Raw genomic sequence first — 23123 nt, forward strand, 5'->3', positions numbered from 1 at the left:
AGGCCGTCGTTCTGTCCCTCACCTTCATGGCTCCGTTTCGGGGGATGAGGTGATGGCGAAAGTTCCTCACAACAAAATCGACTGGACCCCTCTTTTGCCGAGCGTTTTGGCTCTGATGAAGAAGGGTTTGACTGCTCAAAAGATGGGCGAGGCTTTGGGAGTTTCTGCTAACGCCTTGATGTCGGCGATTGAGCGCCATGCGCCTGCCAAGCTGCGCTCAGAGTGGAAGAAGGGTTTTCGCAAGGCAGGTAATACAAAGCCTGCACCCATCTTGCGCGGGCCTCTTGAGGCCGGTTCATCCGTGACGTGGAGCGCACTCTGGAATGGCCCGGCCCCGGCCTTTCCGGAAGACTTCAAGCGCAGCCGGTTGAGCTGACCTCACCCGATGCGCGCCCCTAACTCCTCAGCAACGCGAAGCGCGATGTGGTCCCTGACCTCCTGGCACATGCCACGGTGCAGCGTTGCCCATATCCGCGCCTGCACGATCAAGCCGCGAGCCAGTACCGGGTCGTCCAGGTCTTGTTCAAGTTGTGGTGTCTGGGGCGGCATGTCCTCCATCGCTGTTCTCCGTTCTTCGCTCAGTGACATGACGAAGAATGGAGCCAGCCGTGTCCAAAATTTTTGGAAAGAATTCCGCCAGATTGGAAAAGTGCATGATGCCCTCACCTGAGAGCGTGACGCATAGCGCCCAGTCTATGGCCCGAACCATCTCTGAGACGTTCGGCCAAGGCCTCGGCGTCAAAGAGACAACCCATCGCCTCGCGCGTCTCCTGAAGCTTACTGAACGTCAGGCGAAGAGCCTGTTTTACGGCGAGTGGGAGCGCATCCCAGCTTACGTTTATCTGAGGCTGGTCGAGGCATACCGAAGCAATTTGGAGCGCGCAGCCAGACAGGCAGAGCACAAAGCCGCCGTCTATCGCGCCCTAAGCCATGAATGGGATGAATTATGCGCACAGGATACCTGCGCCTGCGCATCCACTGCCTCCGATGGAGAGCAGAATATGCGATCCGTGCCGCCATTGCCCTTAAGCGCCTTGCCGACCGGTTCACAGCCGTCGCGGATCGGCTCGAACGTCGCATAGCGGAAATGGGGGTTAGTGATGAATGACCGACCGATTGGGGATGCACAATCAATCGTTGCGGATGCGGTTGAGATGGCAGGAGGGCAGCGCGCCCTCGCCCGTCTCCGCGGCATCGCGCAGTCCGACATTTCGCAAGCCCTGAATAGCGGACCTGTTGACGCTCGAAACCGCGTCCTCAATGGCCTCGGCTACGTCGTCGCCACCCTTGAAGTTATCCGTCCAATGAAAGGCCAGAACCGATGACGCGGAAACTGAGTGTATTGGTTGCCTGTGAATACAGCGGCGTTGTCATGGATGCGTTTCTCGAGCGCGGACATGACGCCATGAGCTGCGACCTGCTTCCTACGGAAAAGCCGGGCCCTCATTATGAGGGCGATGTGCGGGACGTTCTGGACTATCCGTGGGATCTGATGATCGCGCATCCGCCTTGCACCGACCTGTCTGTCAGTGGGGCAAGGCATTTTGCTGCGAAGCGTCTTGATGGCCGGCAGCAGGCGTCGGTGGCGTTCTTCATGACGCTCGCGCGCTGTCCCATTCCGAGAAAGGTCATCGAAAACCCGGTGAGCATCATGTCCAGCATGTGGCGCAAGCCTGACCAGATTATTCAGCCTTGGATGTTCGGTCATGGCGAGACGAAGGCAACATGCCTCTGGCTTGAAAATGTCGCACCGTTGGTTCCGACAGACGTCGTGGAAGGACGGATAGCGCGGGTGCATCTCCTGCCACCGTCAGAAGACCGCTGGAAACTCAGAAGCACGACGTATCAGGGCATCGCTAATGCTCTTGCTGAACAGATCGGGGGCCGTGTCCATGCCCCTACAACTTGCATTCCGGAGATGGCGCTATGACCCAAGACATGACAGGCCACAACAGCGCTGCAACGGGCGGCATCGCGGCGGATCGTTTGCGCTCCATCATCGAGCGGGTCGAGCGCTTGGAAGAAGAGCGCAAGGCTCTCGCTGGCGACATCAAGGACATCTTCTCAGAAGCGAAGTCGGCCGGCTTCGACGTGAAAGTCATCAAGCAGATCATCCGCCTTCGCAAGCAGGAGCCTGCTGAGGTTGAAGAGCAGGAAACGCTGCTGGATATCTACCGCCGTGCCCTGGGGATGTGAGATGATAGCGAGAGCTAGTATTCCCCAGTTCAGGACTGAGGACGACTTGCACAAGCATGTCGCCCGGATCCTGACCTATGCGGTTGCACCCCCTGGAAAACTCTCAGGTGACGGCGTGTACTGGTGCTCAATCGAGCACCGAAACGCACGCAGTCGGATCGAGGGCGCGCTTCGAAAAGCCCGCGGCGTGGTGGCTGGCGTTCCTGACATCCTGATCGGATATCGTAACCGCACGTACTGGGTCGAACTCAAACGTCATGACGGCACCCGAAGCAAATCCCAGATAGCGCTTCATCCGGTTCTGGAGGCCTGCGGACAGCCTGTTGGGCTCTGCCGCACACCGGATGAGGTGATCGCTTTTCTGGAACGTCACGGCATTCCGGTGAAAGCCGAGGTGATGGCATGAGCAGAACCAACACATGGATGCCATTGTACGTGGCTGACTATCTTGCCGACACTACACGCCTCAATGCGGCGCAGCACGGCGCCTATATGCTCCTTCTGATGGAGATTTGGCGTAACGGCCCGGTTGCGAATGTGCCGAGCGAACTGGCCATGATTACCAAGACGGACGTGCGCGCATGGTCGAAAGATATCTGGCCAACACTGAAGCGGTTTTTTCAAACCGACGATGACGGAAATCTCTATCAAAAACGGCTGCTTCTTGAACGTCAGAAGGCTGAGGAAATCAGCAACAAACGGCGTGAGGCTGTGCAACAAAGGAAAGACCGGCAGGCCAACAAACCGCCTGCAAAGACGCAACAAGGAGATAACAACGATCCTACAAATGTAGGTTCAAATGAACACACACGCGCGTTGTCGCGCGACAATCACAATTACACTTCTTCACTACGTTCAGAAGAACCCTCACTACGTTCGGGGGGCGCTTCTGCCGAAGCTTCGCCCGGTCAGGATGTTGCGGTCGCCTCGAAACCAGCCAAGGCCAAGCGGGCTTGCCGCCTTCCCGAGAACTGGCAGCCGTCAGCTGAGCAGATCGAGTTTGCCCGAGAAAACGGCGTGGACCCGATGAAGACCGCCGTCGTGTTCCGCGATTACTGGATCGGCGTACCCGGGGAGAAAGGCCGCAAGCTCGACTGGGACGCAACGTGGCGCAACTGGGTACGGCGCGATACCTCCATGCGCTCACCTCCTCCGCGTCAAACGCAGTCCGACCGCCGCGCAGCCGTGAACCAGGCCTGGGCAGGTGTGCCCGACATTGAGGGAGTGTGACCATGGACATCGCGACCAAACGCCCCGGTGCCGTCGTTCTCGCACCGACCTACACGCCTGCCACCGGCGACCTCAAGGCGTTGATTGCCGCCAAGCGCGAGGGATATCTCTGGCGGTCCGATCTGACGCCCGATCGTGTCCGCTCCATTCGCAAGCAGCTCGCCGATGCAGAACGGGCATCCCTGCCCCCGAACCCTGTCATCGTTGCTTCGTGGCTGATGAAGCTCACGAAGCTAGTCACGAACGCTCCGGCCGAACTGTCCCGGGAACTCACCGAGGTGATCTTCGAGGTCTGCGGCGATATTCCGGCCGGAGCATGGAACCCGGAAAGCCGACTGGCCTGGACACGTCAGCCGGACCGGAATGGCTATCCCGTCGGCTCTCGCTGGCCAGCGCCGGGAGAGCTGCACACTCACCTCCGGCCTTTTGCCGAGCGGATCAGGGACGAGGTTTCATCGCTCAAGACCATGCTTGCGATGGTCGAAGCGCCTCCTGAGCAGCGCGAGCGTCAGAAACCGACCGATGCGGAAATCGCCGCTGTTGTTCGCTCTGCGCGAATGGCTAGACAGATGCTTTCAGATGGGGTGTAAATGGCTATCGATACTCAGGCGCGTTTTTTTGAATAAGCCCCAAAGCCTTTAAAGTGAATTTCTAAAGAAAAGGAATATAATTGGATGACTTATTACTTACATCAAGCAAGATTAAGTCGTTCTAAGTCGCACCCAAATTGGGTAAAATTTAAAGAAGAGTGTGATCTTTTGAGGGCTAAATATCCAGGATACGGAGGTTTTGACGGATTAGCGCTCATTTCAACGACGCAAAGCGCTCAGAACATAAAATACATATTAGAGGCTGCAGTCGGACAGGAATATATTCAAGATATTTCAGTCGATGAAATAACTACGAATTCCATTTTTAATGGTAATGATGGATATTTACTTGACGACATAAAATATCTCGAAAATTACCATAGCTATGATAATATAGATACTGATTCGTAATTAAGATAATGAACTCTCGCGCCCCCGAGGGGGCAGAATCACGCTTCTGCTCTGGTGGCACATACCACAAAAAAACCGCCCGCTAAAAGCGACTTATGTGATCAAAAGTAGCTAAACGAAGCCATCTGTCGCCTGATCCAGAGGGGGGCTTGAGGCAGAGAAGGAATAAAGAGATGCCCAAAGATATTGGCATTCCCTTTGGAATGGATCGCCTTGTTGCGAACGCTTTAATGGAGTGGCAGAAAATCCATGGTCAGACTAGTTATACGACCGTGACTGGAACTACGGCTGACGGTCGGAATAAGTTAATGAATATGCCTGGCGCGTTATTCGATTTCCTGCGCTCCAAAGGGATTGATGTGACGGATGAGTCCTAGATCAAATTACTTTTCAAAACTGGAACCCGCAGGAATCATTTCACCCACGCACTCAAGCCGCCGCTTTCAGGTGTGGGACTTGGAAGTGGATTGAGATGCAGCCGGTGGAGTTTTAGCTCAGAGGTTTTTGCCGCTGTAAAATCTGCCGTTTTCCCAATTGAAAACTTCCTCAACCTTACCGCCAAAAAATGGCAGATAAGCATATCGATATTTAATCGTGACGGTCATCTTTAAGACGGTGGGCTCGATACGATAAGTAAGAGCATCGCATGAGAAATTTCTGTCGTCGGACGCGGGAATTTCTCCTGATCCAATATTGCCTTTCTTCTCAATATTATGGGCAACATCACCTATATCTCCGCCAAAATCTGAGAAGCCAACCACGCCAAAATTTATGAAGCATCGACCATTTTTGATATAAACTGGGAAGAAGAGATTTTTATTTCTTAATTTTATTGGCAGTCCATACGAACCCGCTTGATTTAATCCAATATCATCTATCGATACGGATGGGTTGCTCGCATAAACAAACCAAGAACCTGCGGCTATCACCAAGCCCACAGCTCCCACAGCTTTTTTAGCGAGTTGGATAAAGGGGCGATTAAGGTGTCGCTCAATTGCTTTGTTGCAGGTTCGAAGGCTCATTCTACAATTGATATCACGGGTCTGGTGTTATGATGTGGTATCCTGTTACCGGTTTTGCTTGTACTGAGTGGGGTCTGATGATAGGTTGGGCCTATGACCGAACCCACTGCAAACAGCGGCAAGCAGCGGAAAAAACCGCCAGCGGGCAAGCCATTCCAAAAAGGACAATCCGGCAATCCATCAGGGCGACCCAAGGCTCTGAAAGAGGTTGTCGAGCTCGCACGGTCTCACACCATCACAGCCATCGAAGCGCTGGCACAGATTGCAGGGAAAGCAACCGCTCCTGAAAGCGCCCGTGTATCTGCTGCGAATGCCCTGCTCGACCGCGCTTGGGGTAAGCCGAAGGACACAGTGGCGCTTGAGAACGCGGAAGGTGGACAGCCTTTCCAGATCGTCATTCGCAAGCTGAGTGATGGCTGAACTTCAAATACCAGCTTATGACTGGCGTCCGCGTGATTACCAGATGGGGCTTTGGACCTATCTTGAGAACGGCGGGAAACGGGCTTACGAGGTCGCGCATCGTCGTTGGGGCAAGGACGACGTCGCTCTGAACTGGGCGGCCGTCTCTGCGCTCACGAAGGTCGGCAACTACTGGCACATGCTTCCTGAGGCTAGCCAGGCGCGGAAGGCCATCTGGGACGCGGTAAACCCACACACCGGACGTCGTCGCATCGATGAGGCTTTCCCGGCAGAGATCCGCGCCACGACCAAAGAGCAAGAAATGTTCATCCGGTTCATCAACGGATCGACATGGCAGGTCGTTGGTTCGGACAACTTCAACAGCCTCGTGGGCTCAACACCGATCGGCGTGGTGTTTTCTGAATGGGCACTGGCGAACCCGTCAGCATGGGCGTTTCTCTCTCCGATCCTACTGGAAAATGGCGGATGGGCCATGTTCATCACCACGCCACGCGGTCGCAATCACGCCAAGACGTTCTTCGACGGGATGCGCAATGAACCGGGCTGGTTCTGCGAAGTCTCGAACGTCGAGAAGACGGGACGTTTCACCCCGGAACAGTTGGCAGCAGAAAAGAGGCAGCTCGTGGCCCAGTATGGCGAGGACGACGGCGGCGCGAAGTATGAGCAGGAATATGACTGCTCCTTCGATGCGGCCATTCAGGGTAGCTACTACGGCAAAATCATGAAGCGCCTCGATGAGGATGGGCGCCTTGGCGATGTTCCGCACAATCCGTCCCTGCCCGTCATCACGGCTTGGGATCTTGGCATCGGTGATAGCACGGTCATTTGGTGCGCTCAGCAGATCGGTCCAGACGTTCGCGTGATCGACTGCATTGCAGGGTCTGGCCAAGGGATCGACTGGTATGTGCGAGAGCTTGGGAAGCGGCCCTACACCTATCGCCAGCACATCGTTCCGCATGACGCGAACAATGGCGACCTTGGAACCGGTCAGCGCCGTATTGATACCATGCGCTCACTTGGCATGAACCCGATCCGCGTCCTGCCTCGCACACCGGTGGATGACGGTATCAGCGCAGCTCGCAACCTCCTGCCCCGCTGCCGGATTGACCGGAAGAACTGCCAACGCGGGATTGAAGCGCTCGAGCAGTATCGCAAGTCATGGGACGACGCGAACAAGGTCTTTCGAGACAAGCCGCTGCATGACTGGGCGTCCGACTACGCGGATGCGTTTCGGTATCTGGCTGTTGGGTTGAGGGATCGCGAGGATGATAAGCCGACACGCAAGCCAATCAAACGCTCTCCCTTGATCGGCGCTGCCGGTGGATGGATGGGGGTTTAATCGGTCCAGCCTGTCGAATTTGGTTGTACTGACAAGTTTTGGTGTGGTATTCGAATACCTCATGAGCGAGCGCTTTCCAGAAACAAATGATGTTCTCCGCGAAGTTCAGGAGCGGTTCGAAGCCGCCCGTGATTTCGAGGCTCAGTGGCGCAAGCACGCACTAGAAGATCTGCGGTTCTTCCATGCTGATGCGTACAATCATGACCAATGGGACAGTGCTGTTTATCAGGCACGTTCTGGCACGTTTGGCGGCTCCCCTCGGCCCTGCCTGACGATCAACAAAACCCAGCAGCACGTCTTCCAGATCGAGAATGACGCGCGGCAGTCGCAAATGGGCATGAAGGTCAATGCGACCGGCTTTGGCTCAAATGAAAAAGCGGCAGACGTCATCGAAGGCATTATCCGCCATATCGAATATCAGTCGAACGCTCAGCAGAACGCCTATAACTGCGCTATCCAAGGACAGGTCCGCCAAGGCATAGGCTGGGTTCACGTCGTGACAGACTACGTGCGTGGGCAAGACAGCTTCGACCAAGACTTCTTCATCAAGTCCGTTCCAGACCCGCGATCCGTTTACTCCGATCCGAACACGCAAGAGCCTGATCATTCGGACATGCAGTGGGCAATGATCGTAGAGGAAATGCCGCGGGCTGAGTTCGAGCGGCTTTATCCCGGGCATGAAGACGTTAAGGGCGCGCCACTGTCTATCGCGGCAGAGGGCGATGAACGCACAGACATCTCAGAACGCGATACCGTGCGTGTGTTCCGGTATTATCGTCGCAACGAGGACAAAGACACGCTCTGGGCCGTTCCGAACGCTCAGACTGGCGCCGTGCAGGCCATGCGTCAGAGCGAGATGCCTGACGAGATGGTGGCCATGTGTCGTGAAATGCAGCTTCAGTCTCGGCCTATTACCCGGCCTCATGTTGAGTTCTTTCTGATTGCTGGCAATGACGTCATCTCGTCTGGCCTGACGGTCTTCAGGCACATTCCACTCGTGCCGTTTGTTGGCGTTGAGAGCGTGATTGACGGGCGTCTGGACCGGTGCGGACTTGTGCGGTCGCTGATCGATCCGCAGCGCATGTTCAATTACAGCGCGTCCGCGTTCGTTGAGAGCATTGCCACGCAGACGAAATCGCCCTGGCTGGTCGATGAGCGGTCCATTGAGGGATACGAGAACCAGTGGGCCAACGCGAATACGTCCAATCAGGCGTGGTTGCCGTACCGATCCATTGATCCGGACACATCAGAAGCATTGCAGGCACCGCAGCGTCTGGACCCGCCAACCGGCAGCACGGGCCACATGCAGGCCATGCAGAACGCAGATCTGCAAATGCAGATGGTCACGGGTCAGTATCAGGCAGAAATGGGCGCACCGGGCAATGAAAAGTCCGGGAGAGCGATCAACGAACGCCAGCGCCAGTCTGACACGGCAAACTACCACTACACCGACAATCAGGGCATGGCGCTTCGTCTGCTTGGACGCATCCTGATCGACGCCATTCCGTTCGTGTACGACACAGCCCGCGCAGTCCAGGTTCTGGGCATGGATGGTACGCAGTCGAGTGCGATTGTTGATCCGCAATCACCGCAGGCTGCACAGGTTGTTTTGCCACCTGGTCCGAATGGCCAGCCTCAGCAGTCCCAGCAGGGCCTGACGTTCGAAGAACAGCTTGCGCAGGAAGGCGCTATCCTCGCAGTCAATCCGACGATTGGCCGCTACGACGTCGAGGCAGACGTTGGCCCGGCCTTTGCAACGCGTCGTCAGGATACGTTCAACAGCCTGATGCAGGTGTTGCAGGCGAACCCGGCAATCATGGGGCAGATTGGCGATCTGTTCTTCAAGGCGGCTGACTTCCCGCTTGCTGACGAGATTGCGGACCGCCTCAAGCCTGCCTCGGATGATCCACGCCTCGGGCAAGCTCAGCAGACCATCCAGCAGCTACAGGCGCAACTTCAGCAGGTTACGCAACAGCTCAAGGACAAACAGGCGGACCTCTCTTTGAAAGCACAAGGACAGCAGCATGATGCCGCTGCCGATCTGCTTAAGGAAGAGACGGACCGCTACAAGGCCGAAACTGACCGCATGGCCGCGATTGGCTCGACTGATCCCGAGGCATTGCGTGTTCTGGTTCACCAGCTTGTTCAGGACGCACTGAGTAACGGCACGCCCTCGCCTTCAGATGGCGCAATGCCTGCAATGCAGGACGGCCCTCCGGGCTCCCTCCCACGCCTTCCTTCTTCCAATCCCCCCGGTGGAGAAATCCACGCCCCCAATCCAGTGACAGGAGCCGTTGACGCATGAGCGAGACCCTAGAAGCCCCAGTTGTCGAGACGAACGACGCTCCTGCTGACCGCTTTGCGGGTGTCGAGTTCGGCAGTGAAACACAGACCGAACAGCCCAAGACGGAAACGCCTGCCCGTCCGGAACCGCAGGAACCAAGCGAGCCAGAGCCCAAGCCGGAACCGGCCTGGGCTGAACGACGCATTGGCACACTGACGGGCAAGTGGAAAAGCGCAGAAGAGCGCGCAGTGGCGGCAGAACGCCAGCTTGAAGAATACCGCCGCGCCCTCGCTGCGTCTCGTGGTGAGGAAGATCAGCAGCCGGAACAGACGCCAGAGCAGATCCGCCAGCAGGAACGCGATAACGCCAGTCAGCAACAGGCGCAGCAGGCTGAAGCTCAGGAGTTTGGAAACGCGACAATTAAGGTGGCGCAGTCTCTCACAGAAGCCCATGGCGCTGAGGCAGTTGGACGCGCTACGCAGCTTCTTTCAGAGCGCGCAGGCCTCGACTTCGCTAACAGGTCACACCAGCAGATCATTCGCGACATATCGGAGTTGCCGAACAGTGGCGCGGTGTATTATGCTCTCGCCAACGATCCAGACGCGGCAAGCGAGTTGCTTGATGCTCCCGAGCGCAAACAGTTTGCTCTGCTACAGAAGTTCGCGGACAAGGTGACAGCCCCAGCAGGACAGACGCAGGCCACGCAGCCAGCATCACGCCCTGCCCCAGCAGTTTCCAAAGCTCCGCCTCCTGTTGCCGCAACGTCTGGTTCTGGTCGAGCGGTTTCAAGCCGTTCGATCTACGACGACGATTGTAGCATAGAGGATTACGTCAAGCTGCGGTCGAAGAAGTAAGGCGACGGCCTCTAAACGGGTGTCTGGCGGGAACTGATCCCGCCCGTCTACCAGGACGTTAAATGCGGGCTCACCGTGGGTGACGGTTGCAAAGTCACCCTGCCTACCATGGCACGAAATGCGGGTGTTTCCGGTCGTAAACCGGCGCACGTTCTGGTTAAGCCGAGAACGGGTCACGAGACGCACGACGTCACACCCCGAAAGCCAAGGCAGTGGCAAGCAATAACCTGATCAACAACTCCATCATCACGCGTGAAGCCCTGATGATCCGCCGTAACTCCAACGACCTGATCAAGAACATTTCCCGCGAGTATCAGGGGCAGTTTGCGCAGCGCGGCGCCAAGATCGGCGACACGATCAACGTGCGCCTGCCGAACGATTACGTCGTGCAGGATGGCCCGGTCGTGAACCCGGAAGCAACCGCTGAGCGGTCCATTCCGCTGACGATCAACTTCCGCAAGAACGTCCCTATGTCCTTCTCCACGCAGGAACGGACGCTGAATATTGACGACTTCTCGGAGCGCTATATTGCGCCTGCCGTGAACGCTCTCGTCGGACAGGTCGCATCCGATGCCATGACGCTCGCGCTGCAAGCGTCGAACATGGTGATCAACACCGATGACGATGGAAACCTGATTGCGCCGTCTTCTCAGACTTGGCTTCAGGCCAAAGCGATCCTGACATCCTGCAACGCCCCTCTTGATGACCGCTTTGCCGTCCTCGATCCGATGACCGATGCCAACACGGTTTCGGGCATGATGGGCATGTTCAATCCGGGCAGTACGGTTTCTCGCCAGACGACCGACGGCCAGATGGGCTCCAAGATCCTTGGTGTTCGTGAGTGGATGCAGGACCAGACTGTCATGATCAGCCAGACCGGCTCTTATGACAGCAAGGCCACGGCAACAGGGACCTACGGGAACTACACACCGAATGGCGCGCCGGTTACGACCATCTCCTCCAGTGCCTCGCCTCACTCGTCTGTTCTGACGGTTTCCGCCATCAATGGCACTCTGAAGGCTGGCGACATCATCACCATTGCTGGTGTGAACCGCATCAACCGCGTGAACAAGAACAGTCTGCACATTCCGCAGCAGTTCGTTGTGCTGGCTGATTGTGCGAGCGGTGCGACGTCCATCCCGCTTTCTCCTGCGATCATCCCGCCTGGCGCAAATGGACCGGTCCCATATCAGACCGTTGACGCCGCACCGGCTGCTGACGCTGTAGTGAAACTGGTCGCTCCGGCTGGCTCCATCATTCGCCGCAACATGCTCTACAGCAAGCGCGCCCTGACGCTGGCAACGGTGGACCTGGAGAACGTGTCCGAGCTTGGCCCGCTGTGTGCACGTGCCTCTCTCGACGGCGTAAGCCTGCGGACTGTCACGTACTACAACGGCACCGACGACACGCGCTCTACCCGCCTCGACGTGCTGTACGGGATCGGCATGCTGCGTCCTGACTGGTGCGTCATCGTACCGGAACTGGTGCAGGCATGAAGCACTACCCGCGCACCCTCTTTGCTCCTGACGGCTTCACGACAGTGACCGTCCAGAATGCTGAGCAGGAAGCGCGGGTTCGTGCCCGTTTTGCGGGGCGATCCGATCCAGACAGTAAGGACGCCCCGCCCAAGCCTGTCATGAGACGCAAAGGGCGCGTTCCCAATGTCAGAAAGTCTTAACGAGGAAAGCGGAGACCAGGGGTATCTCGTCTCCGACCTCATCAGCATGGCGCTCCGTCAGATCGGCATAGGCGCAATGGGCACAACTGCCAGCGCGGCTGATCTGGCGGATGGTCTCATGCACCTGAACATGCTGTTGGCTCAGTGGCAGCGTAAGCGGTGGCTGGTTCCAAATCTTGTCGATCGTGCGTTCGTCTCGACAGGCAAGAGCGTCTACTTTGTGGGACCCGGAGGTGATCTGGATATCCCGGTCAGGCCGTCACAGATTAATGCCGCCTACATCCGTCTTCTGAATGGCGCGCCTCTTTCGACTGAGGGCGAGTTTGCCAGCACGGATTTCTCAGCGGACTTTGATGTCGGTAGCGACGGACTGAACTCCGGTGTGCAACCCATTGATTACGCGCTGGAGCAGATCCCGTCATACGAGGATTACGCGGGCCTTGGTCTCAAAGCGCTTCGGTCATGGTCAAGCTACTTCCATTACAATCCGGCTTTTCCTCTTGGTGAACTGCGTCCCTGGCCCATTCCAGCTGCGACGATCTGGGAAATTCATCTCGTCTATGCAGAGCCGCTTCCTGCGGCATTGAAGCCTACAGACGGGATCAATCTGCCTCCTGAGTATTGGGATGCGATCATGTGGTCGCTGGCTTCTCGCATGGCGCCTTCTTACGGACAGCCCCCGGATCAGACTGTTGTTGCAGCTATGAGGTCTGCGCTTGCCACTATTCGCAGCGCCAACACGCAGGTTCCAACGCTCGGCATGCCGTCGATCCTCACTCCTATCAATTCCCCATTCTACTGGCCCGGCTTGGAGATCCAGAGACTATGATGACCCGTTATATTCTGGCTCTCGCCCTCTTTGTCGGCGCACCAGGCCTTGCATCCGCACAGTCTGTTCCGACGCTCTCGCCGCCCGTTACGCTTTCGGGCCCTACGGGCATGAAATCAGCCCTTGCGACCAAGGCTGACGTGAGCAACGGCACCCTGAAATCTCCGACCATCACGGGTGGCACGCTTGATGGCGCCCAGAGCATCACGACCACGAGCGGCATCACGCAGCCCCTCGCATCTCTTCTGGGCCAGCAGATCAACGTTGTGAACTACGGTGCAGTCGCAGGCGGGACGGATAGTGGGACGGCCGTCAAGAACGCACTTTCGACCGCGGCAAACCGCTTTCCGGTTTACTTTCCGTATTCAGCGTATGGCTACACGATTAACTCCGGCGCCTACACGGGCAAGGAAATTGGAACGTGGCTGCTGAATGGTAACCGGATCACAGGCAATGCGATCGGCGTTCCGAGTGCTGGAACCGGGACACTCATCAGTCCCTACACGAACCCTTACCTGATCGCGACGGATCGGAAATCCGTCTATGACCCTGCCGCAATTCCACAGCCAAATACGGGTGCGACAGTGGCGGAAAGCATCGAATGCCTTCCCAACCGTGCGAACGGCCAGAACGCGAACGTGACCCGTAACTGGATTGCCTGCCGGTATGTCGGGGCGGATACGGGATCTGGTGGCACGACATCGATTGATATCAGTACCGAAGTCGAGAACTGGGTCCTGAACGTCTCCGGGAACCATGGTCTGGCCTTCGAGATTGACACCAACTTCAATGCGGCAGTGACTGATGGACAGTGGACGACCGGGCTCTTTCTGACAGGTGGCGGCGCTGCGGGCACGAACGTGAACTCCGTTGCGCTGTCCATCATGCATGCCGCTTATGACGGTTCCTGGCTGCCTTGGACGACGGGGCTTTCAATTCGTGAGGCGACCAATCAGATCCAGCAGTACAAAGCCAGTGCTGGTGAAGCCGGGTTTTTCCAGCAGGCTTTCGATCAGTCCGGGAATACACTCTGGCAGGTCGATAAGAACGGCTATGCAAAAGCGGTCGGCTTTGTCTCCATGGCAACAGGAAACCCCGCATTCAGTGCTCATGCGGCTAATGCTGATGATTTCGTTGCGACACGCGCATCAGCTACCGATACCGGCTTCTTTTTCCGGGGGTATGATGAGAGCGGCAATACACTTGCATCCTTGGATAAGAGAGGATCAGCAACAGTCGCAGGCCTGATCAATACCAACCACACAGGAGAGAGCGCATCATCGACCTGTACCGTTGGTGAAATGCATGCCGACGACCTGAATATCTACGTTTGCACCAGTGCGGGGACCTATAAGGTCGCAGCCCTTACGGCCATCAAATAATGGCTTTGCAGCGCCTCAATCTATCCGGTGGCTCGTATGAAGCGCGGGCCGTCTCGGTGGCGGCACAACGCTGCCTGAACCTGTATGGCGAGCCCGTTCCTGTTGAGGAGGGCGAGCCAGTCCGGTTTGCTTACTATCTGACGCCCGGGCTGCGGAAAATTGCCCAGATGACGGGTGCGATCCGATGCCTTTACCAAACGACGCAAGGCGATCTGATTGTTGTCGCGGGCAGTCAGGTCTCGCGCCTGTACAAGGACGGCGCACTGACCTCAATCGGGACCATTTCGCCCGGATCAACGCCTGTCCGAATGAGCGATAACGGAACGTGCCGTTTCATCGTGGATGGAAGCTCAGGAAATGGGTGGTTCTGTTCCATGCCGTCTTCACCAGGTAGCTCAAAAGGTAGCACAACCACATTCAGTTATTCCGTGAATAGCGCGACCCGTTCGGGCTCGTAGTCTCTGACGATTATGAGCGCGTTTACGCTGTCTGCGAGTTATGTATACACCCTGTCTGGTACTGGGATTGCTGACGGAACGACAGTCACGGGCGTGTCGTCTGCCTTGTCCGCCACCACGTCCGGAGATGCGGCAGAAGGTACGCAGACGATTACCGTTCAAAGCGTCGTCTCTAACGTCGGCGGCTGCGCGATCGTTGGTGGAGGCATTGCGGCCGGAACAACCATTCTGGCGACGTCAGCCAATGCCGCGAATTCCAGTTACACCGATATGGAACTTTCTGCACCGACCTCGGCGGATACACCCGTAAATACCGTTCTCACGATCCTGTCCACGGCCGATCCGGACGCAGACATTACGACGCTCACCCTGTCGCAGGCGACGACGGCTGATATCGATGCTGCGGCCTCCGTCTCGATTGTGACATCCTCTCCCAACCCCTATGGCGCTTTGGTGAAGATCAGTGATGACGCGTTTTACGGCTCGCCGACCATCGATATTCTGGACACGTTCTTTCTGTTCGTGAACCCGAACACAACGAACTGGTACACGTCTCCGGCGCAGTTTGCTGACGAGAACCAGACACCATTTGATAGCCTCTATGTCGCAAGCGATGCGACGAGCCTGGGTACGATTATGGGGTTGGCCGTTATTGGTCAGTTCATATGGATTTTTGGTCGGTGGCAAATTGAAATCTGGTACGATAGCGGAGCGTCTGATTTTCCGTTTCGGCGCAGTTCGGGCGTTACGATTGAGGCCGGCCTTATCAGCCCGTACACGATTGCAAAGATACCCTCGACGCAAAGCACACTGAATGGTGCGCTGATGTGGCTGGGTCAGGATCGAAACGGCTACGCGCGCGTCTATCTGGGCGCCGTTGAGTCTGCGGCTCCTGTCTCGACATTCCCGGTTGAGGGTGCGTTGCAGGATATGCCCGATCTCTCTCTCTGTGGCGAGCGTCTATCAGCAGGAAGGCCATATCTTCTATGTCCTGATGATCCCAGGGCAAGCGGCTTCGTGAGTTTATGACGTTTCCACGACCCTATGGCATGAACGATGCTCTCTCGATGCTTCTGGCAATGAGAGCCAGTATCGTCCTTATTGCTGGGCTTCGGCCTACGGCAGAGTCTTTGCTGGCGATTACGAGAGTGGCACAATCTATGAGGCTGATCTCGATACGTTCACCGATAACGGCATGGCCATTAAGCGCCAGCGCGCCTTCCCTCACCTGCTGACAAACGGGACGCGAGGCATACACCGACGCCTTACGCTCGACATGCAGAGTGGCGCTTCTCAGTCCATAGAAGTGGATTGGTCTGATGATAGGGGCGCAACCTTCAACGCAGCGCAGACAGTTGCGCTTGGGGCGAGCGGGAACGGCTGGCCAACGCTCTGGCGTCTCGGAATGGCGCGTGACCGCGTTTACCGGCTGACATGGACTGACCCTGGGAATACGGCGCTGATGGGCGTCTTTCTTGATCTGGAGCCTGTACGGTCATGAGCACAGAGCCCAAGGATCTGAATAGCCCGCTTCCGATCCAAATTTACAATCAGGACGGGACGTTGACTGCGCAGGGTAAAGCGTTCCTGCGTCGTCTCTGGGAGCGCACGGGATATGCGCTCGGAACGGATAGCGCGTGGACGGCGCTTGAGGCTGACATTGCCCTTCTCTCTGCTGCGCAGGCGCAAAGCGTGGCGAATGCGGCTCTGGCTGAAGCGAAGTCTGCACTTGAACTGGCCCAACAGGTTCTCTTGCAGGCAACGTCAATTCGCACCGAGGCAGCAAAAGCATTGGAATTTTCAGACGATTCCGCTATTCCCTGAGTCACGGCACGCGGTAACGCTCAGGCGGCACAATCTCCCGATGAGAGCATGATCTTTGCGATCATGAAGCCCTGATGTCCGTTGTCGCGAAATCCCTTCAGCCTGGAACAACCCTGACCGCTTCCACTGCATCCGTCCTGACGGCAGGCGCAGGAACGACAGTCATTACAAGCGGCGTTCTGTCCAATCCAACTACGGCTGCGGTGTCGTTTACAATACAGGTCTAGCGCTCAGGCGGCGCGGCTCTGGATGTCGTACCGTCCCGATCTATCCAGGCCAATGGCACGGATCTGCTTCCCGAGCTGTCGAGCCTTGTCCTGACGAATGGCGACGTCTTGCCCGCCTCGGGTGCAGGGCTTGTCTGCATCGTGAATGGTTACGCCATGTCGTGATGACGGATGCTGAAATCCTGGGCGCTGTACCTCCGGAGAACGCGATCCTCTACCGGGACGGCGATGCAGTCGGGATGCTTCTGCCGATCACGCCGTCTGTCTGGGAGGTCCATTGCGGAGCTGCCCAGGCCATGCGTGGCAAAGCATCCCTCTCCGAATTCTGGTCGGATCACCCCGAGGTTCAGGAACTGATTGGGGTTATGAAATCAGAGCATCTGTACGCCCGGTACAGCGCGGCTCGGCTTGGCTTGGAGCGCGTCAACACAACCCCCATCACATGGCCGGACGGGACTGTCCGCAATACCGCCGATTACAGGATGAAACGCCCATGATCCGCCATTCCGTTGCTCAGGCTGATTACTTGCCGGGGGTTTGTTTTGATCCAGGAGCCGCTATCGGGGGCGGTTTATCCGCTGCTGGTACGGTGGCTGCTACGGCCATGCAGGTCAATGCCGAGAAGCAGGCGCGCGAGATTGCCGTCAACACGGCCAAGGAAGTCGCGCCGACGATCACGGACAGTGCCACCTCCGCCAACGCTTTGCTTGGAAACTATGCGTCCGCAGGTAACTCCGCGATCAACGCGCTGTCGAATGGGCTGACAGAAAGCCAGCTTCAGGCCACTCTTGGATACAAGTTCAACCTTCAGCAAGGCGAACAGGCTGCGACGAACAGCGCCGCCGCCCGAGGGTTGGCGAATAGTGGGGCAGCCCAGAAGGGTGCGGCGGCTTTGTCTCGGGCCTCGCTGACAGTACGTATCAGAACCAGTTCAACGACACGAACGCACTGGCGCAGGAGGGCTACAACGCCCTCAACCAGCAGGGCAACAACACCATGATGGCCGCGAACAATGCGGCTCAGGTCCGTATGGAAGGCGCGAATGGCGCCATGGCCACGACGGTTGGCGCAGGTAATGCGCTGGCCAGTGGGCTGAGTTCTATTGGAAATACAGCCAGCCAATACAGCCTTTACAATGCCCTTCTGGGCGGCAGGAGTACAGCTTCCCCTGCATCGGCCAGCACACTCACGGAGGCTGATAAGGGGACTGAAAGCGGCACGCCAATTGGTGTCGGAGGGTTCTATTAATGGCAGGCTTCAACACAAACGCACTCTGCCGACACCGCTCACGCAGCAGACCAATCTGCTTGAGTTCGCAACCCAGGCGATCGGTGTTCGCAATGCTCTACTCGGTAATAAAATCCAGCAGGCGAAGTATGATGCCGATATGGCGCAGGGAAATGCCCTGCTCGGCGCCACAAGCCCGGACGGCCGTACAGATTATGCCAAGGCCCGTGCTACAATGGCCGCTGACCCGGCTGCCGCATATGGGGCATCGCGGGCCGTGCGCGAACAGAACGCGGTGCGTGCGGACGATCTCGCCAACACGGAAGCCTGGACATTCGTCAATGACACGGTGAACTCCGCAGGACGGGAGATCGACCGGACATTCGGTGTTGGCGTCCCTCACCTTGTGAGCTGGGCCACGTCTCTTGGTCATCACATGGACAATCCAGTTTCACGTGCGGCGCATGACGTGGGTGATTGGGTTGCCTCCAAGGAAGATGGCGACGAAGCGGCGCGCAAGAATGATTATGGTGCTCCCTACACGGATGCAGCCGGGACGATGCTTGGCGCGGGGTTGGCAACCGCGCTTGGTGGCCGTGCCGTGCGCCCTGCTGCTGCGGCGCTTGATGAAACGAGGGCCGGTCGTGTTGTCGCAAATGCGCTGACTGGCGAAGGTCCGTCTGCGATGAAGTACGCGAATAACGCTATTGCGGCAGGTGTGCAGACCGGTCTCGCAGGCGGGGACTGGAAAGACGCAGCAGCCCTGACGCTTGGCCTCGGTGCGGCTGGAAAGCTTGGGAGCAAAGTCCTTTCGCCTGTCACGGATCGGGCCTCTCCGGCACTCCGTCGTGCCGGGGATTATCTGGACCCGCAAGGCGCGGCTGCCAGAGGAGTAGAAGAAGCCCCTACAGAAATTGGGCGGCCTGCCAGCACGTCGGTACAGAAGGCGGAAGAGAAAGCCCAGATCAAGGCTATCTCCAAGGTTGGTGCCTTCAGTGACCCGGAGAAAGCCGCAGATGCCATCATGAAGGCCTTCACGAGTGAGGATGGAACGCGGCTTTATCAGGCGCAGGTTCCGGGTGTCTTCCACACGACTGCGGTACGCACACAGGATGCCAAAATGGCGGGCTTGGAAAACAACCTGCGCGATCTTTACCCAGATGCGTTCAAGACGCTCGATAGCGCAAATGATCACGCCTACACGCAGCATCTGCGGGAGACGATTGGCACGCCGGAGCAGATCCACAATCTGGAAGCCGAGCGTTCAGCCTTCGAAGAGGCACAGCGAACCAAGGCTTTCGAAAACGAAGAAGCCGTGCCGGTGGGCGCGCTTCATTCGATACTGGATAGCCACATCTCTGCCAATAAAGGCAATGAGCCCGTTCGTCAGGCCATCATGAAAGCCAAGAAGGCGCTTGAGGAAGTGACGTTCGCCAAAGAAAATCCGTCGCCTACACATACCCTTTGGAATGAGCCGAAAGACCCTGTTCGTTGGGCAAATCCGTCTGATCTTTGGAATGTCCGCAAGGCCATCGGTTATGGCCTTCAGAAAGCCGCAGCCGGTGAAGACGGGCATATGCGTGCAGCGGCTGCGCGTCTCTCTCCCTTCATGGATGACCTTGCACACCATATCGACCAGGGCGCACCGGGCTTTCATGACTATCTGGCAGGTTATTCGCAGCGCTCAGGCACCATCGACAGCCTGCGCTTTCTTCAGTCGCGCGGCCTGATGCAGCCTTCGACAAATGCTCCGACGGGTGAGAGCGTGAATTACACGGCGCTGAAGAACCTCATCAAGCAGATCGACAAGAACGAGGTTTCAGTTGCGACCAAAGGGACGGATGCCGTCACGCCTGAGCAGGAAGCGCGCATTCGGACGCTTTACCGTGACATGCTTGCAGAGCGCACCATGCGAGACGCGGGCGGATCCGTGGGGTCAAAGACCTTCAAGGCAGGGATGACGCAGCGCCAGAAGGAAATCCGAGGCGGGAATGCGGGTGCTGTTCTTAGCACCGCAGGAGGTCTTGCTGGGGTGCATGAAGGAGGAACTGGTGTTGGAGCAGTTTCTGGTGCCCTATTCCACGGTTTTAATCACCTTTCCAATCACGCCTTCGCCAATCGTCGCTTGACGAAGATGGAACAGGCAGAACAGAAGGTTATTAATCCCCTATTGAGTCAGTCTCGATAATCGAACCGAACGCCATTTAGAAACCGATCCGTCTTTTCCGCGCGGTATCGGCGAATGGTGTAAGGCATGAAGAATGCTACAGCCAACAGAACAGTGCTTATCCAGTAGTCAGAACCGTATTCTACATGATGAAAAATGACGTCATCGTACGTGTGGCTACAGCGAGAAAAGCAGGTGCCGGCAAAGCCTCCCCTTCCGCCCAGAAGAAGCACCAGGCCGCAGCCACGACGAGATAAAGGAAGATCATGCGAGGATTATCGCAACTCTATGCTTATTGGACAACGTTTTTTACTATCATTGCGTTATCCAACAAGTCGAAGCTAGGTCAATAAGTCATCAGGCTAATGATATACGTACAAATTCACTTACCAAATCGATTTTCTCAGGAAGAAATTTTCCGATTTCGCCTTTAACTATTTTTTCTTCCAATTCGTCTAAGGTCCGCGGGACATCGGACCAACATGCAGGAATATCGGTAAATTTATATTCCCACCAATTGGAAGCGAGGAGACGTTCAATCAGTGCATCTGAGAAACGCATCTTAATAATTCTAGCAGGAACACCCCCAACGACTGCGTAAGGAGGAACATCCCTTGTAACCACTGCTCCGGAGGCAACAATTGCCCCTGTCCCAATCGTCACACCGTCTCTAATTGATACGCCCGAACCTATCCAAACATCATTTTCAATTCTAGCACAAATGGGATGCTCAACAGGGTAGTCTTCTATTTTAAAATCCGCTCCGAAGTCCTCTCGAGCAAGTTTTTCCCAGATATTACCATATGTAAAAGTACTTGTAGTCAAACGCTTGGACGGATGATCGTCCCCCATTCGACGAACACGCTCAGCTATGCTGCAATATCGTCCTATAACGAAGTTCTGCGCAAGTTTACTTTCGGTGTAAGAAAATGCTCCCATACTGCAAAAGCCATCTCGTGGAAGAGAATCATAGGGCTCTACAAGAATTTTATGATCAAACCTAATGCTTGATCCAAAAGGTATTACACCACGAATATTAAATCCTGGCGCCAAAAATATCCTTTTCTCAAAACAGAAATCTTCCATTTCTTTTGTCCATGATATCATTACAGGATAATGATTCACGATGTGTTCGGATTTTCTGAATACTCTTAATTCGTTACCTTCGTCATGCAACAAAAATTTTCCAGAAAGCTCTACTATAGATCCGCTTTCTATAAGAACGTCTAAAAGAATGCTTGTCTCACCACGGTCGCTAAAAATAGCAATTTTTCCGTTTTTTATTCCCCAAGATGTTTCAATCGGGTGCTGATAACCCGTGATGGTGCCATTTTCATTAAATTTGAAAAAAGAACCGAAAATATGCCCGGATGAAGTCCCGTAAAGCCATACGGTTTCGTCGATTAATTTTTTTAGTATTCCTGCCTCGGTTTCTTTTTCTATCGCTATATCTAATTTTTCTGGATGATTTGTAGTCATTGTTTCTTCTGAGTCACCATCTGGGGCAATCATATTCTCTCCAGTATTTTATAACGATTCGTATCTTTTTCTTACAATTAAGTTTTATCATGTCATATGGAGAGGACTAGGTCTAAAAAATGAAATATGCGGCCACTTTCTTTTGGGCTTCGAAAGGGAATATCGCGAATTTTATGCTGTTCCCCTTGTACTGATTTCTGGACATCCCGAGCGCCAACGTAGCCTTGTCGTTGCCTGACTAGGTCACGTTGACAAAATGCTCAGCCCCGAGCCTTGCGGCGGCGAGGCCGAGGAAGTTCATGAACGACAGGGCAGTTTTGTCGTAGCGGATTGCGATACGGCGCATCTGCTTGTGTCTGTTGAACATCCGCTGGATGCGGTTGCGGTAAGGCTACCAGTCTGCTTTCTGAGGCGGCACTTCGGCCCCTTTGCGTGGGCGACTAAATGCTTCCGTATGGGCCCCGCTTTTGCGTCTGTGGCCTATGAATGGGGCCGGCACCACCGTGCTGTCGACCGTATGCTGCCCAGTCATCAGCCAGCCTCAGATCCATACAGGTTTGCAATAGAGCGCCTCCAGACGGCTCAATGACAAAACTGGGCATACACGAAGTTCCACTTGCCGTAGCGTTCATGCATGTCTCGCCACGGACAAACGACGCGCAAGTCATGCAGCATACCATTGAGAAACCGGCGGTTATCTCCCGCGGGTCATGCTCAACCGTTCGCCCTCAGGAGGCAGAAGCGTACCAATAACGTTGATCGCCTCGGGCCATACCCCTTTACTACCCTGCCTTTACTGAGGAAGCCAGTGAATCAGATATTGCCTCAGACCGACAAGTCTTTTGTCAACGTGACCTAAGCTTAATCTGGTCTACACTTACAGCAATCGTACAGTTAGCCGGATTTTATTGGCCGTGTGGTCTAAGGTGAGTGCCAGTCTTGCCATCATTCCAGAGGGCGTTTCCCCGCCTCTTTTGCGCGAATGGAAGTCGTAGAGCTTCTATTTCGCACCCTTTGGGGTGAGGCGGTGTTTTACAATCATGCACCATTCAAGGATATTCGCTGTTGCTTCCTCTGCAAATTCCGCAATGAGATACGAAGGAATTTGTTTGATACAGAACGAGATGAAGGCTGCGCCGATGAGTGCTCCAACTATTTTTTTCATATGACCTCCGATGATCTGAAGACATTTTTTCCACTTTTATTTGAGAAGAGCAATAGAATTTCCCTCGCGCTGAACTTCTGAGTTCCAGTGTGATCTCAACATGGCATGCTTCGCGTGTGGCGGGTCATAATCTGGTCAAGATATCTCATCATGCACCGCCCTTTGAAAGAATCAGTTATGAATGCTGTGTGGTGCGCAGCCGAAGCCAGTGAGTTGATCTCCAAGAATGCCCTTACGCCTGACTTCATCTGACGGGCGGCGCGGTGTCGCAACTCTTTCATACACTCGAAGGTATTTATCTTCCCCCAAAGACAGTAACCAATTTAACAAGCAGGACGGTG

The 23123-nt window shown here is 55.8% G+C and carries 30 protein-coding genes and 1 pseudogene; 28 read left to right on the top strand and 3 right to left on the bottom strand.

Annotation, left to right across the window (positions count from 1 at the left end; all coding sequences use genetic code 11):
* The first annotated feature begins 52 nt into the window (after positions 1–52).
* The 10 genes from KP702_RS10475 to KP702_RS10520 all read left to right on the top strand — a co-directional run bounded on the left by KP702_RS10475 (position 53) and on the right by KP702_RS10520 (position 4804).
* Entirely contained in the window at positions 53–376 is a 324-nt protein-coding gene (locus KP702_RS10475) for a hypothetical protein (RefSeq protein ID WP_215768888.1), read from the top strand.
* Positions 377–653: 277 nt separating this feature from the next.
* Positions 654–1082: a hypothetical protein gene (locus KP702_RS10480; RefSeq protein WP_215768889.1), complete on the top strand. Its 429-nt coding sequence runs from the start codon at positions 654–656 to the stop codon at positions 1080–1082.
* An 18-nt stretch (positions 1083–1100) separates the two neighbouring features.
* Positions 1101–1325 (top strand): helix-turn-helix domain-containing protein, encoded by a 225-nt coding sequence (locus tag KP702_RS10485; RefSeq protein ID WP_215768890.1) that lies wholly within the window; start codon positions 1101–1103, stop codon positions 1323–1325.
* Positions 1322–1930, top strand: a complete 609-nt coding sequence (locus tag KP702_RS10490; protein WP_215768891.1) for a hypothetical protein — start codon at positions 1322–1324, stop codon at positions 1928–1930. Before KP702_RS10485 ends, KP702_RS10490 begins: the two co-directional genes overlap by 4 nt.
* Complete coding sequence (locus KP702_RS10495) at positions 1927–2196, top strand: DUF2312 domain-containing protein (RefSeq protein WP_215768892.1); 270 nt, start codon at positions 1927–1929, stop codon at positions 2194–2196. The genes KP702_RS10490 and KP702_RS10495 overlap by 4 nt, the downstream gene beginning before the upstream one ends.
* A gap of 46 nt (positions 2197–2242) precedes the next feature.
* The gene (locus KP702_RS10500; RefSeq protein ID WP_215768893.1) at positions 2243–2602 is read left to right on the top strand and encodes a hypothetical protein; all 360 of its coding nucleotides are present in this window, start codon (positions 2243–2245) and stop codon (positions 2600–2602) included.
* Positions 2599–3426: a DUF1376 domain-containing protein gene (locus tag KP702_RS10505; protein ID WP_215768894.1), complete on the top strand. Its 828-nt coding sequence runs from the start codon at positions 2599–2601 to the stop codon at positions 3424–3426. The genes KP702_RS10500 and KP702_RS10505 overlap by 4 nt, the downstream gene beginning before the upstream one ends.
* A 2-nt stretch (positions 3427–3428) precedes the next feature.
* Positions 3429–4016, top strand: coding sequence for a hypothetical protein (locus tag KP702_RS10510; RefSeq protein ID WP_215768895.1), 588 nt, complete (start codon positions 3429–3431; stop codon positions 4014–4016).
* A gap of 84 nt (positions 4017–4100) precedes the next feature.
* Positions 4101–4427 (top strand): hypothetical protein, encoded by a 327-nt coding sequence (locus KP702_RS10515; protein ID WP_215768896.1) that lies wholly within the window; start codon positions 4101–4103, stop codon positions 4425–4427.
* 173 nt (positions 4428–4600) lie between these two features.
* Positions 4601–4804, top strand: a complete 204-nt coding sequence (locus tag KP702_RS10520; protein WP_215768897.1) for a hypothetical protein — start codon at positions 4601–4603, stop codon at positions 4802–4804.
* A 117-nt stretch (positions 4805–4921) separates the two neighbouring features.
* Here KP702_RS10520 and KP702_RS10525 read toward each other — a convergent pair whose 3' ends face one another.
* Complete coding sequence (locus KP702_RS10525; RefSeq protein WP_215768898.1) at positions 4922–5449, bottom strand: hypothetical protein; 528 nt, start codon at positions 5447–5449, stop codon at positions 4922–4924.
* 93 nt (positions 5450–5542) lie between these two features.
* Here KP702_RS10525 and KP702_RS10530 point away from each other — a divergent pair, with 93 nt between their 5' ends.
* From KP702_RS10530 to KP702_RS10610, 17 genes are all read left to right on the top strand, one after another.
* A complete protein-coding gene (locus KP702_RS10530; RefSeq protein WP_215768899.1) occupies positions 5543–5869 on the top strand; it encodes a DUF5681 domain-containing protein in 327 nt (108 codons plus the stop codon).
* Entirely contained in the window at positions 5862–7208 is a 1347-nt protein-coding gene (locus KP702_RS10535) for a terminase large subunit domain-containing protein (RefSeq protein WP_215768900.1), read from the top strand. Before KP702_RS10530 ends, KP702_RS10535 begins: the two co-directional genes overlap by 8 nt.
* A 61-nt stretch (positions 7209–7269) precedes the next feature.
* A complete protein-coding gene (locus KP702_RS10540; protein WP_215768901.1) occupies positions 7270–9513 on the top strand; it encodes a portal protein in 2244 nt (747 codons plus the stop codon).
* Positions 9510–10346 (top strand): hypothetical protein, encoded by an 837-nt coding sequence (locus tag KP702_RS10545; RefSeq protein ID WP_215768902.1) that lies wholly within the window; start codon positions 9510–9512, stop codon positions 10344–10346. Before KP702_RS10540 ends, KP702_RS10545 begins: the two co-directional genes overlap by 4 nt.
* 212 nt (positions 10347–10558) lie before the next feature.
* Positions 10559–11842: a P22 phage major capsid protein family protein gene (locus KP702_RS10550; RefSeq protein ID WP_215768903.1), complete on the top strand. Its 1284-nt coding sequence runs from the start codon at positions 10559–10561 to the stop codon at positions 11840–11842.
* A complete protein-coding gene (locus KP702_RS10555) occupies positions 11839–12024 on the top strand; it encodes a hypothetical protein (protein ID WP_215768904.1) in 186 nt (61 codons plus the stop codon). Before KP702_RS10550 ends, KP702_RS10555 begins: the two co-directional genes overlap by 4 nt.
* Positions 12008–12853, top strand: a complete 846-nt coding sequence (locus KP702_RS10560; protein ID WP_215768905.1) for a hypothetical protein — start codon at positions 12008–12010, stop codon at positions 12851–12853. The genes KP702_RS10555 and KP702_RS10560 overlap by 17 nt, the downstream gene beginning before the upstream one ends.
* Positions 12850–14235 carry a hypothetical protein gene (locus KP702_RS10565; protein ID WP_252348660.1) on the top strand — a complete coding sequence of 462 codons (1386 nt, stop codon included), beginning with the start codon at positions 12850–12852 and terminating at the stop codon, positions 14233–14235. Before KP702_RS10560 ends, KP702_RS10565 begins: the two co-directional genes overlap by 4 nt.
* Positions 14235–14693, top strand: coding sequence for a hypothetical protein (locus KP702_RS10570; protein ID WP_215768906.1), 459 nt, complete (start codon positions 14235–14237; stop codon positions 14691–14693). The genes KP702_RS10565 and KP702_RS10570 overlap by 1 nt, the downstream gene beginning before the upstream one ends.
* A gap of 12 nt (positions 14694–14705) precedes the next feature.
* Entirely contained in the window at positions 14706–15722 is a 1017-nt protein-coding gene (locus KP702_RS10575; protein ID WP_215768907.1) for a hypothetical protein, read from the top strand.
* Positions 15723–15888: 166 nt separating this feature from the next.
* Positions 15889–16194 carry a hypothetical protein gene (locus KP702_RS10580; RefSeq protein ID WP_202208217.1) on the top strand — a complete coding sequence of 102 codons (306 nt, stop codon included), beginning with the start codon at positions 15889–15891 and terminating at the stop codon, positions 16192–16194.
* Entirely contained in the window at positions 16191–16517 is a 327-nt protein-coding gene (locus tag KP702_RS10585) for a hypothetical protein (RefSeq protein ID WP_215768908.1), read from the top strand. The genes KP702_RS10580 and KP702_RS10585 overlap by 4 nt, the downstream gene beginning before the upstream one ends.
* A 74-nt stretch (positions 16518–16591) precedes the next feature.
* A complete protein-coding gene (locus tag KP702_RS10590; protein ID WP_202208219.1) occupies positions 16592–16744 on the top strand; it encodes a hypothetical protein in 153 nt (50 codons plus the stop codon).
* A gap of 161 nt (positions 16745–16905) precedes the next feature.
* A complete protein-coding gene (locus KP702_RS10595) occupies positions 16906–17241 on the top strand; it encodes a hypothetical protein (RefSeq protein ID WP_202208220.1) in 336 nt (111 codons plus the stop codon).
* Entirely contained in the window at positions 17238–17744 is a 507-nt protein-coding gene (locus tag KP702_RS10600) for a hypothetical protein (RefSeq protein ID WP_202208221.1), read from the top strand. Before KP702_RS10595 ends, KP702_RS10600 begins: the two co-directional genes overlap by 4 nt.
* Positions 17741–17992, top strand: coding sequence for a hypothetical protein (locus tag KP702_RS10605; protein ID WP_202208222.1), 252 nt, complete (start codon positions 17741–17743; stop codon positions 17990–17992). Before KP702_RS10600 ends, KP702_RS10605 begins: the two co-directional genes overlap by 4 nt.
* The gene (locus tag KP702_RS10610; protein WP_215768909.1) at positions 17973–20159 is read left to right on the top strand and encodes a hypothetical protein; all 2187 of its coding nucleotides are present in this window, start codon (positions 17973–17975) and stop codon (positions 20157–20159) included. Before KP702_RS10605 ends, KP702_RS10610 begins: the two co-directional genes overlap by 20 nt.
* A gap of 336 nt (positions 20160–20495) precedes the next feature.
* Here the strand turns inward: KP702_RS10610 and KP702_RS16470 are convergent, their stop codons facing one another.
* Entirely contained in the window at positions 20496–21650 is a 1155-nt protein-coding gene (locus KP702_RS16470) for a CatB-related O-acetyltransferase (protein ID WP_306795939.1), read from the bottom strand.
* 223 nt (positions 21651–21873) lie between these two features.
* On the opposite strand from KP702_RS16470, the gene KP702_RS16200 reads away from it, so the two are divergent.
* The gene (locus KP702_RS16200; protein WP_237390054.1) at positions 21874–22206 is read left to right on the top strand and encodes a hypothetical protein; all 333 of its coding nucleotides are present in this window, start codon (positions 21874–21876) and stop codon (positions 22204–22206) included.
* Here KP702_RS16200 and KP702_RS16560 read toward each other — a convergent pair.
* Positions 22200–22304: pseudogene (locus KP702_RS16560) on the bottom strand (IS5/IS1182 family transposase); the annotation flags it as partial. The gene KP702_RS16200 and the pseudogene KP702_RS16560 sit on opposite strands and share 7 nt — an antisense overlap.
* Positions 22305–23123 lie beyond the last annotated feature (819 nt).

Origin of the sequence: Gluconobacter sp. P5B12 (assembly GCF_018812035.1) — a bacterium.
GTDB lineage: Bacteria > Pseudomonadota > Alphaproteobacteria > Acetobacterales > Acetobacteraceae > Gluconobacter.

Bases quoted from the DNA above. Each gene is read 5' to 3' on its own strand.
- KP702_RS10475 (WP_215768888.1), top strand. From the start codon at position 53: ATGGCGAAAGTTCCTCACAACAAAATCGACTGGACCCCTCTTTTGCCG.
- KP702_RS10480 (WP_215768889.1), top strand. From the start codon at position 654: ATGATGCCCTCACCTGAGAGCGTGACGCATAGCGCCCAGTCTATGGCC.
- KP702_RS10485 (WP_215768890.1), top strand. From the start codon at position 1,101: ATGAATGACCGACCGATTGGGGATGCACAATCAATCGTTGCGGATGCG.
- KP702_RS10490 (WP_215768891.1), top strand. From the start codon at position 1,322: ATGACGCGGAAACTGAGTGTATTGGTTGCCTGTGAATACAGCGGCGTT.
- KP702_RS10495 (WP_215768892.1), top strand. From the start codon at position 1,927: ATGACCCAAGACATGACAGGCCACAACAGCGCTGCAACGGGCGGCATC.
- KP702_RS10505 (WP_215768894.1), top strand. From the start codon at position 2,599: ATGAGCAGAACCAACACATGGATGCCATTGTACGTGGCTGACTATCTT.
- KP702_RS10510 (WP_215768895.1), top strand. From the start codon at position 3,429: ATGGACATCGCGACCAAACGCCCCGGTGCCGTCGTTCTCGCACCGACC.
- KP702_RS10515 (WP_215768896.1), top strand. From the start codon at position 4,101: ATGACTTATTACTTACATCAAGCAAGATTAAGTCGTTCTAAGTCGCAC.
- KP702_RS10520 (WP_215768897.1), top strand. From the start codon at position 4,601: ATGCCCAAAGATATTGGCATTCCCTTTGGAATGGATCGCCTTGTTGCG.
- KP702_RS10525 (WP_215768898.1), bottom strand. From the start codon at position 5,449: ATGAGCCTTCGAACCTGCAACAAAGCAATTGAGCGACACCTTAATCGC.
- KP702_RS10530 (WP_215768899.1), top strand. From the start codon at position 5,543: ATGACCGAACCCACTGCAAACAGCGGCAAGCAGCGGAAAAAACCGCCA.
- KP702_RS10535 (WP_215768900.1), top strand. From the start codon at position 5,862: ATGGCTGAACTTCAAATACCAGCTTATGACTGGCGTCCGCGTGATTAC.
- KP702_RS10540 (WP_215768901.1), top strand. From the start codon at position 7,270: ATGAGCGAGCGCTTTCCAGAAACAAATGATGTTCTCCGCGAAGTTCAG.
- KP702_RS10545 (WP_215768902.1), top strand. From the start codon at position 9,510: ATGAGCGAGACCCTAGAAGCCCCAGTTGTCGAGACGAACGACGCTCCT.
- KP702_RS10555 (WP_215768904.1), top strand. From the start codon at position 11,839: ATGAAGCACTACCCGCGCACCCTCTTTGCTCCTGACGGCTTCACGACA.
- KP702_RS10560 (WP_215768905.1), top strand. From the start codon at position 12,008: ATGTCAGAAAGTCTTAACGAGGAAAGCGGAGACCAGGGGTATCTCGTC.
- KP702_RS10565 (WP_252348660.1), top strand. From the start codon at position 12,850: ATGATGACCCGTTATATTCTGGCTCTCGCCCTCTTTGTCGGCGCACCA.
- KP702_RS10570 (WP_215768906.1), top strand. From the start codon at position 14,235: ATGGCTTTGCAGCGCCTCAATCTATCCGGTGGCTCGTATGAAGCGCGG.
- KP702_RS10575 (WP_215768907.1), top strand. From the start codon at position 14,706: ATGAGCGCGTTTACGCTGTCTGCGAGTTATGTATACACCCTGTCTGGT.
- KP702_RS10580 (WP_202208217.1), top strand. From the start codon at position 15,889: ATGGCCATTAAGCGCCAGCGCGCCTTCCCTCACCTGCTGACAAACGGG.
- KP702_RS10585 (WP_215768908.1), top strand. From the start codon at position 16,191: ATGAGCACAGAGCCCAAGGATCTGAATAGCCCGCTTCCGATCCAAATT.
- KP702_RS10590 (WP_202208219.1), top strand. From the start codon at position 16,592: ATGTCCGTTGTCGCGAAATCCCTTCAGCCTGGAACAACCCTGACCGCT.
- KP702_RS10600 (WP_202208221.1), top strand. From the start codon at position 17,238: ATGATCCGCCATTCCGTTGCTCAGGCTGATTACTTGCCGGGGGTTTGT.
- KP702_RS10605 (WP_202208222.1), top strand. From the start codon at position 17,741: ATGATGGCCGCGAACAATGCGGCTCAGGTCCGTATGGAAGGCGCGAAT.
- KP702_RS16470 (WP_306795939.1), bottom strand. From the start codon at position 21,650: ATGATTGCCCCAGATGGTGACTCAGAAGAAACAATGACTACAAATCAT.
- KP702_RS16200 (WP_237390054.1), top strand. From the start codon at position 21,874: ATGCTCAGCCCCGAGCCTTGCGGCGGCGAGGCCGAGGAAGTTCATGAA.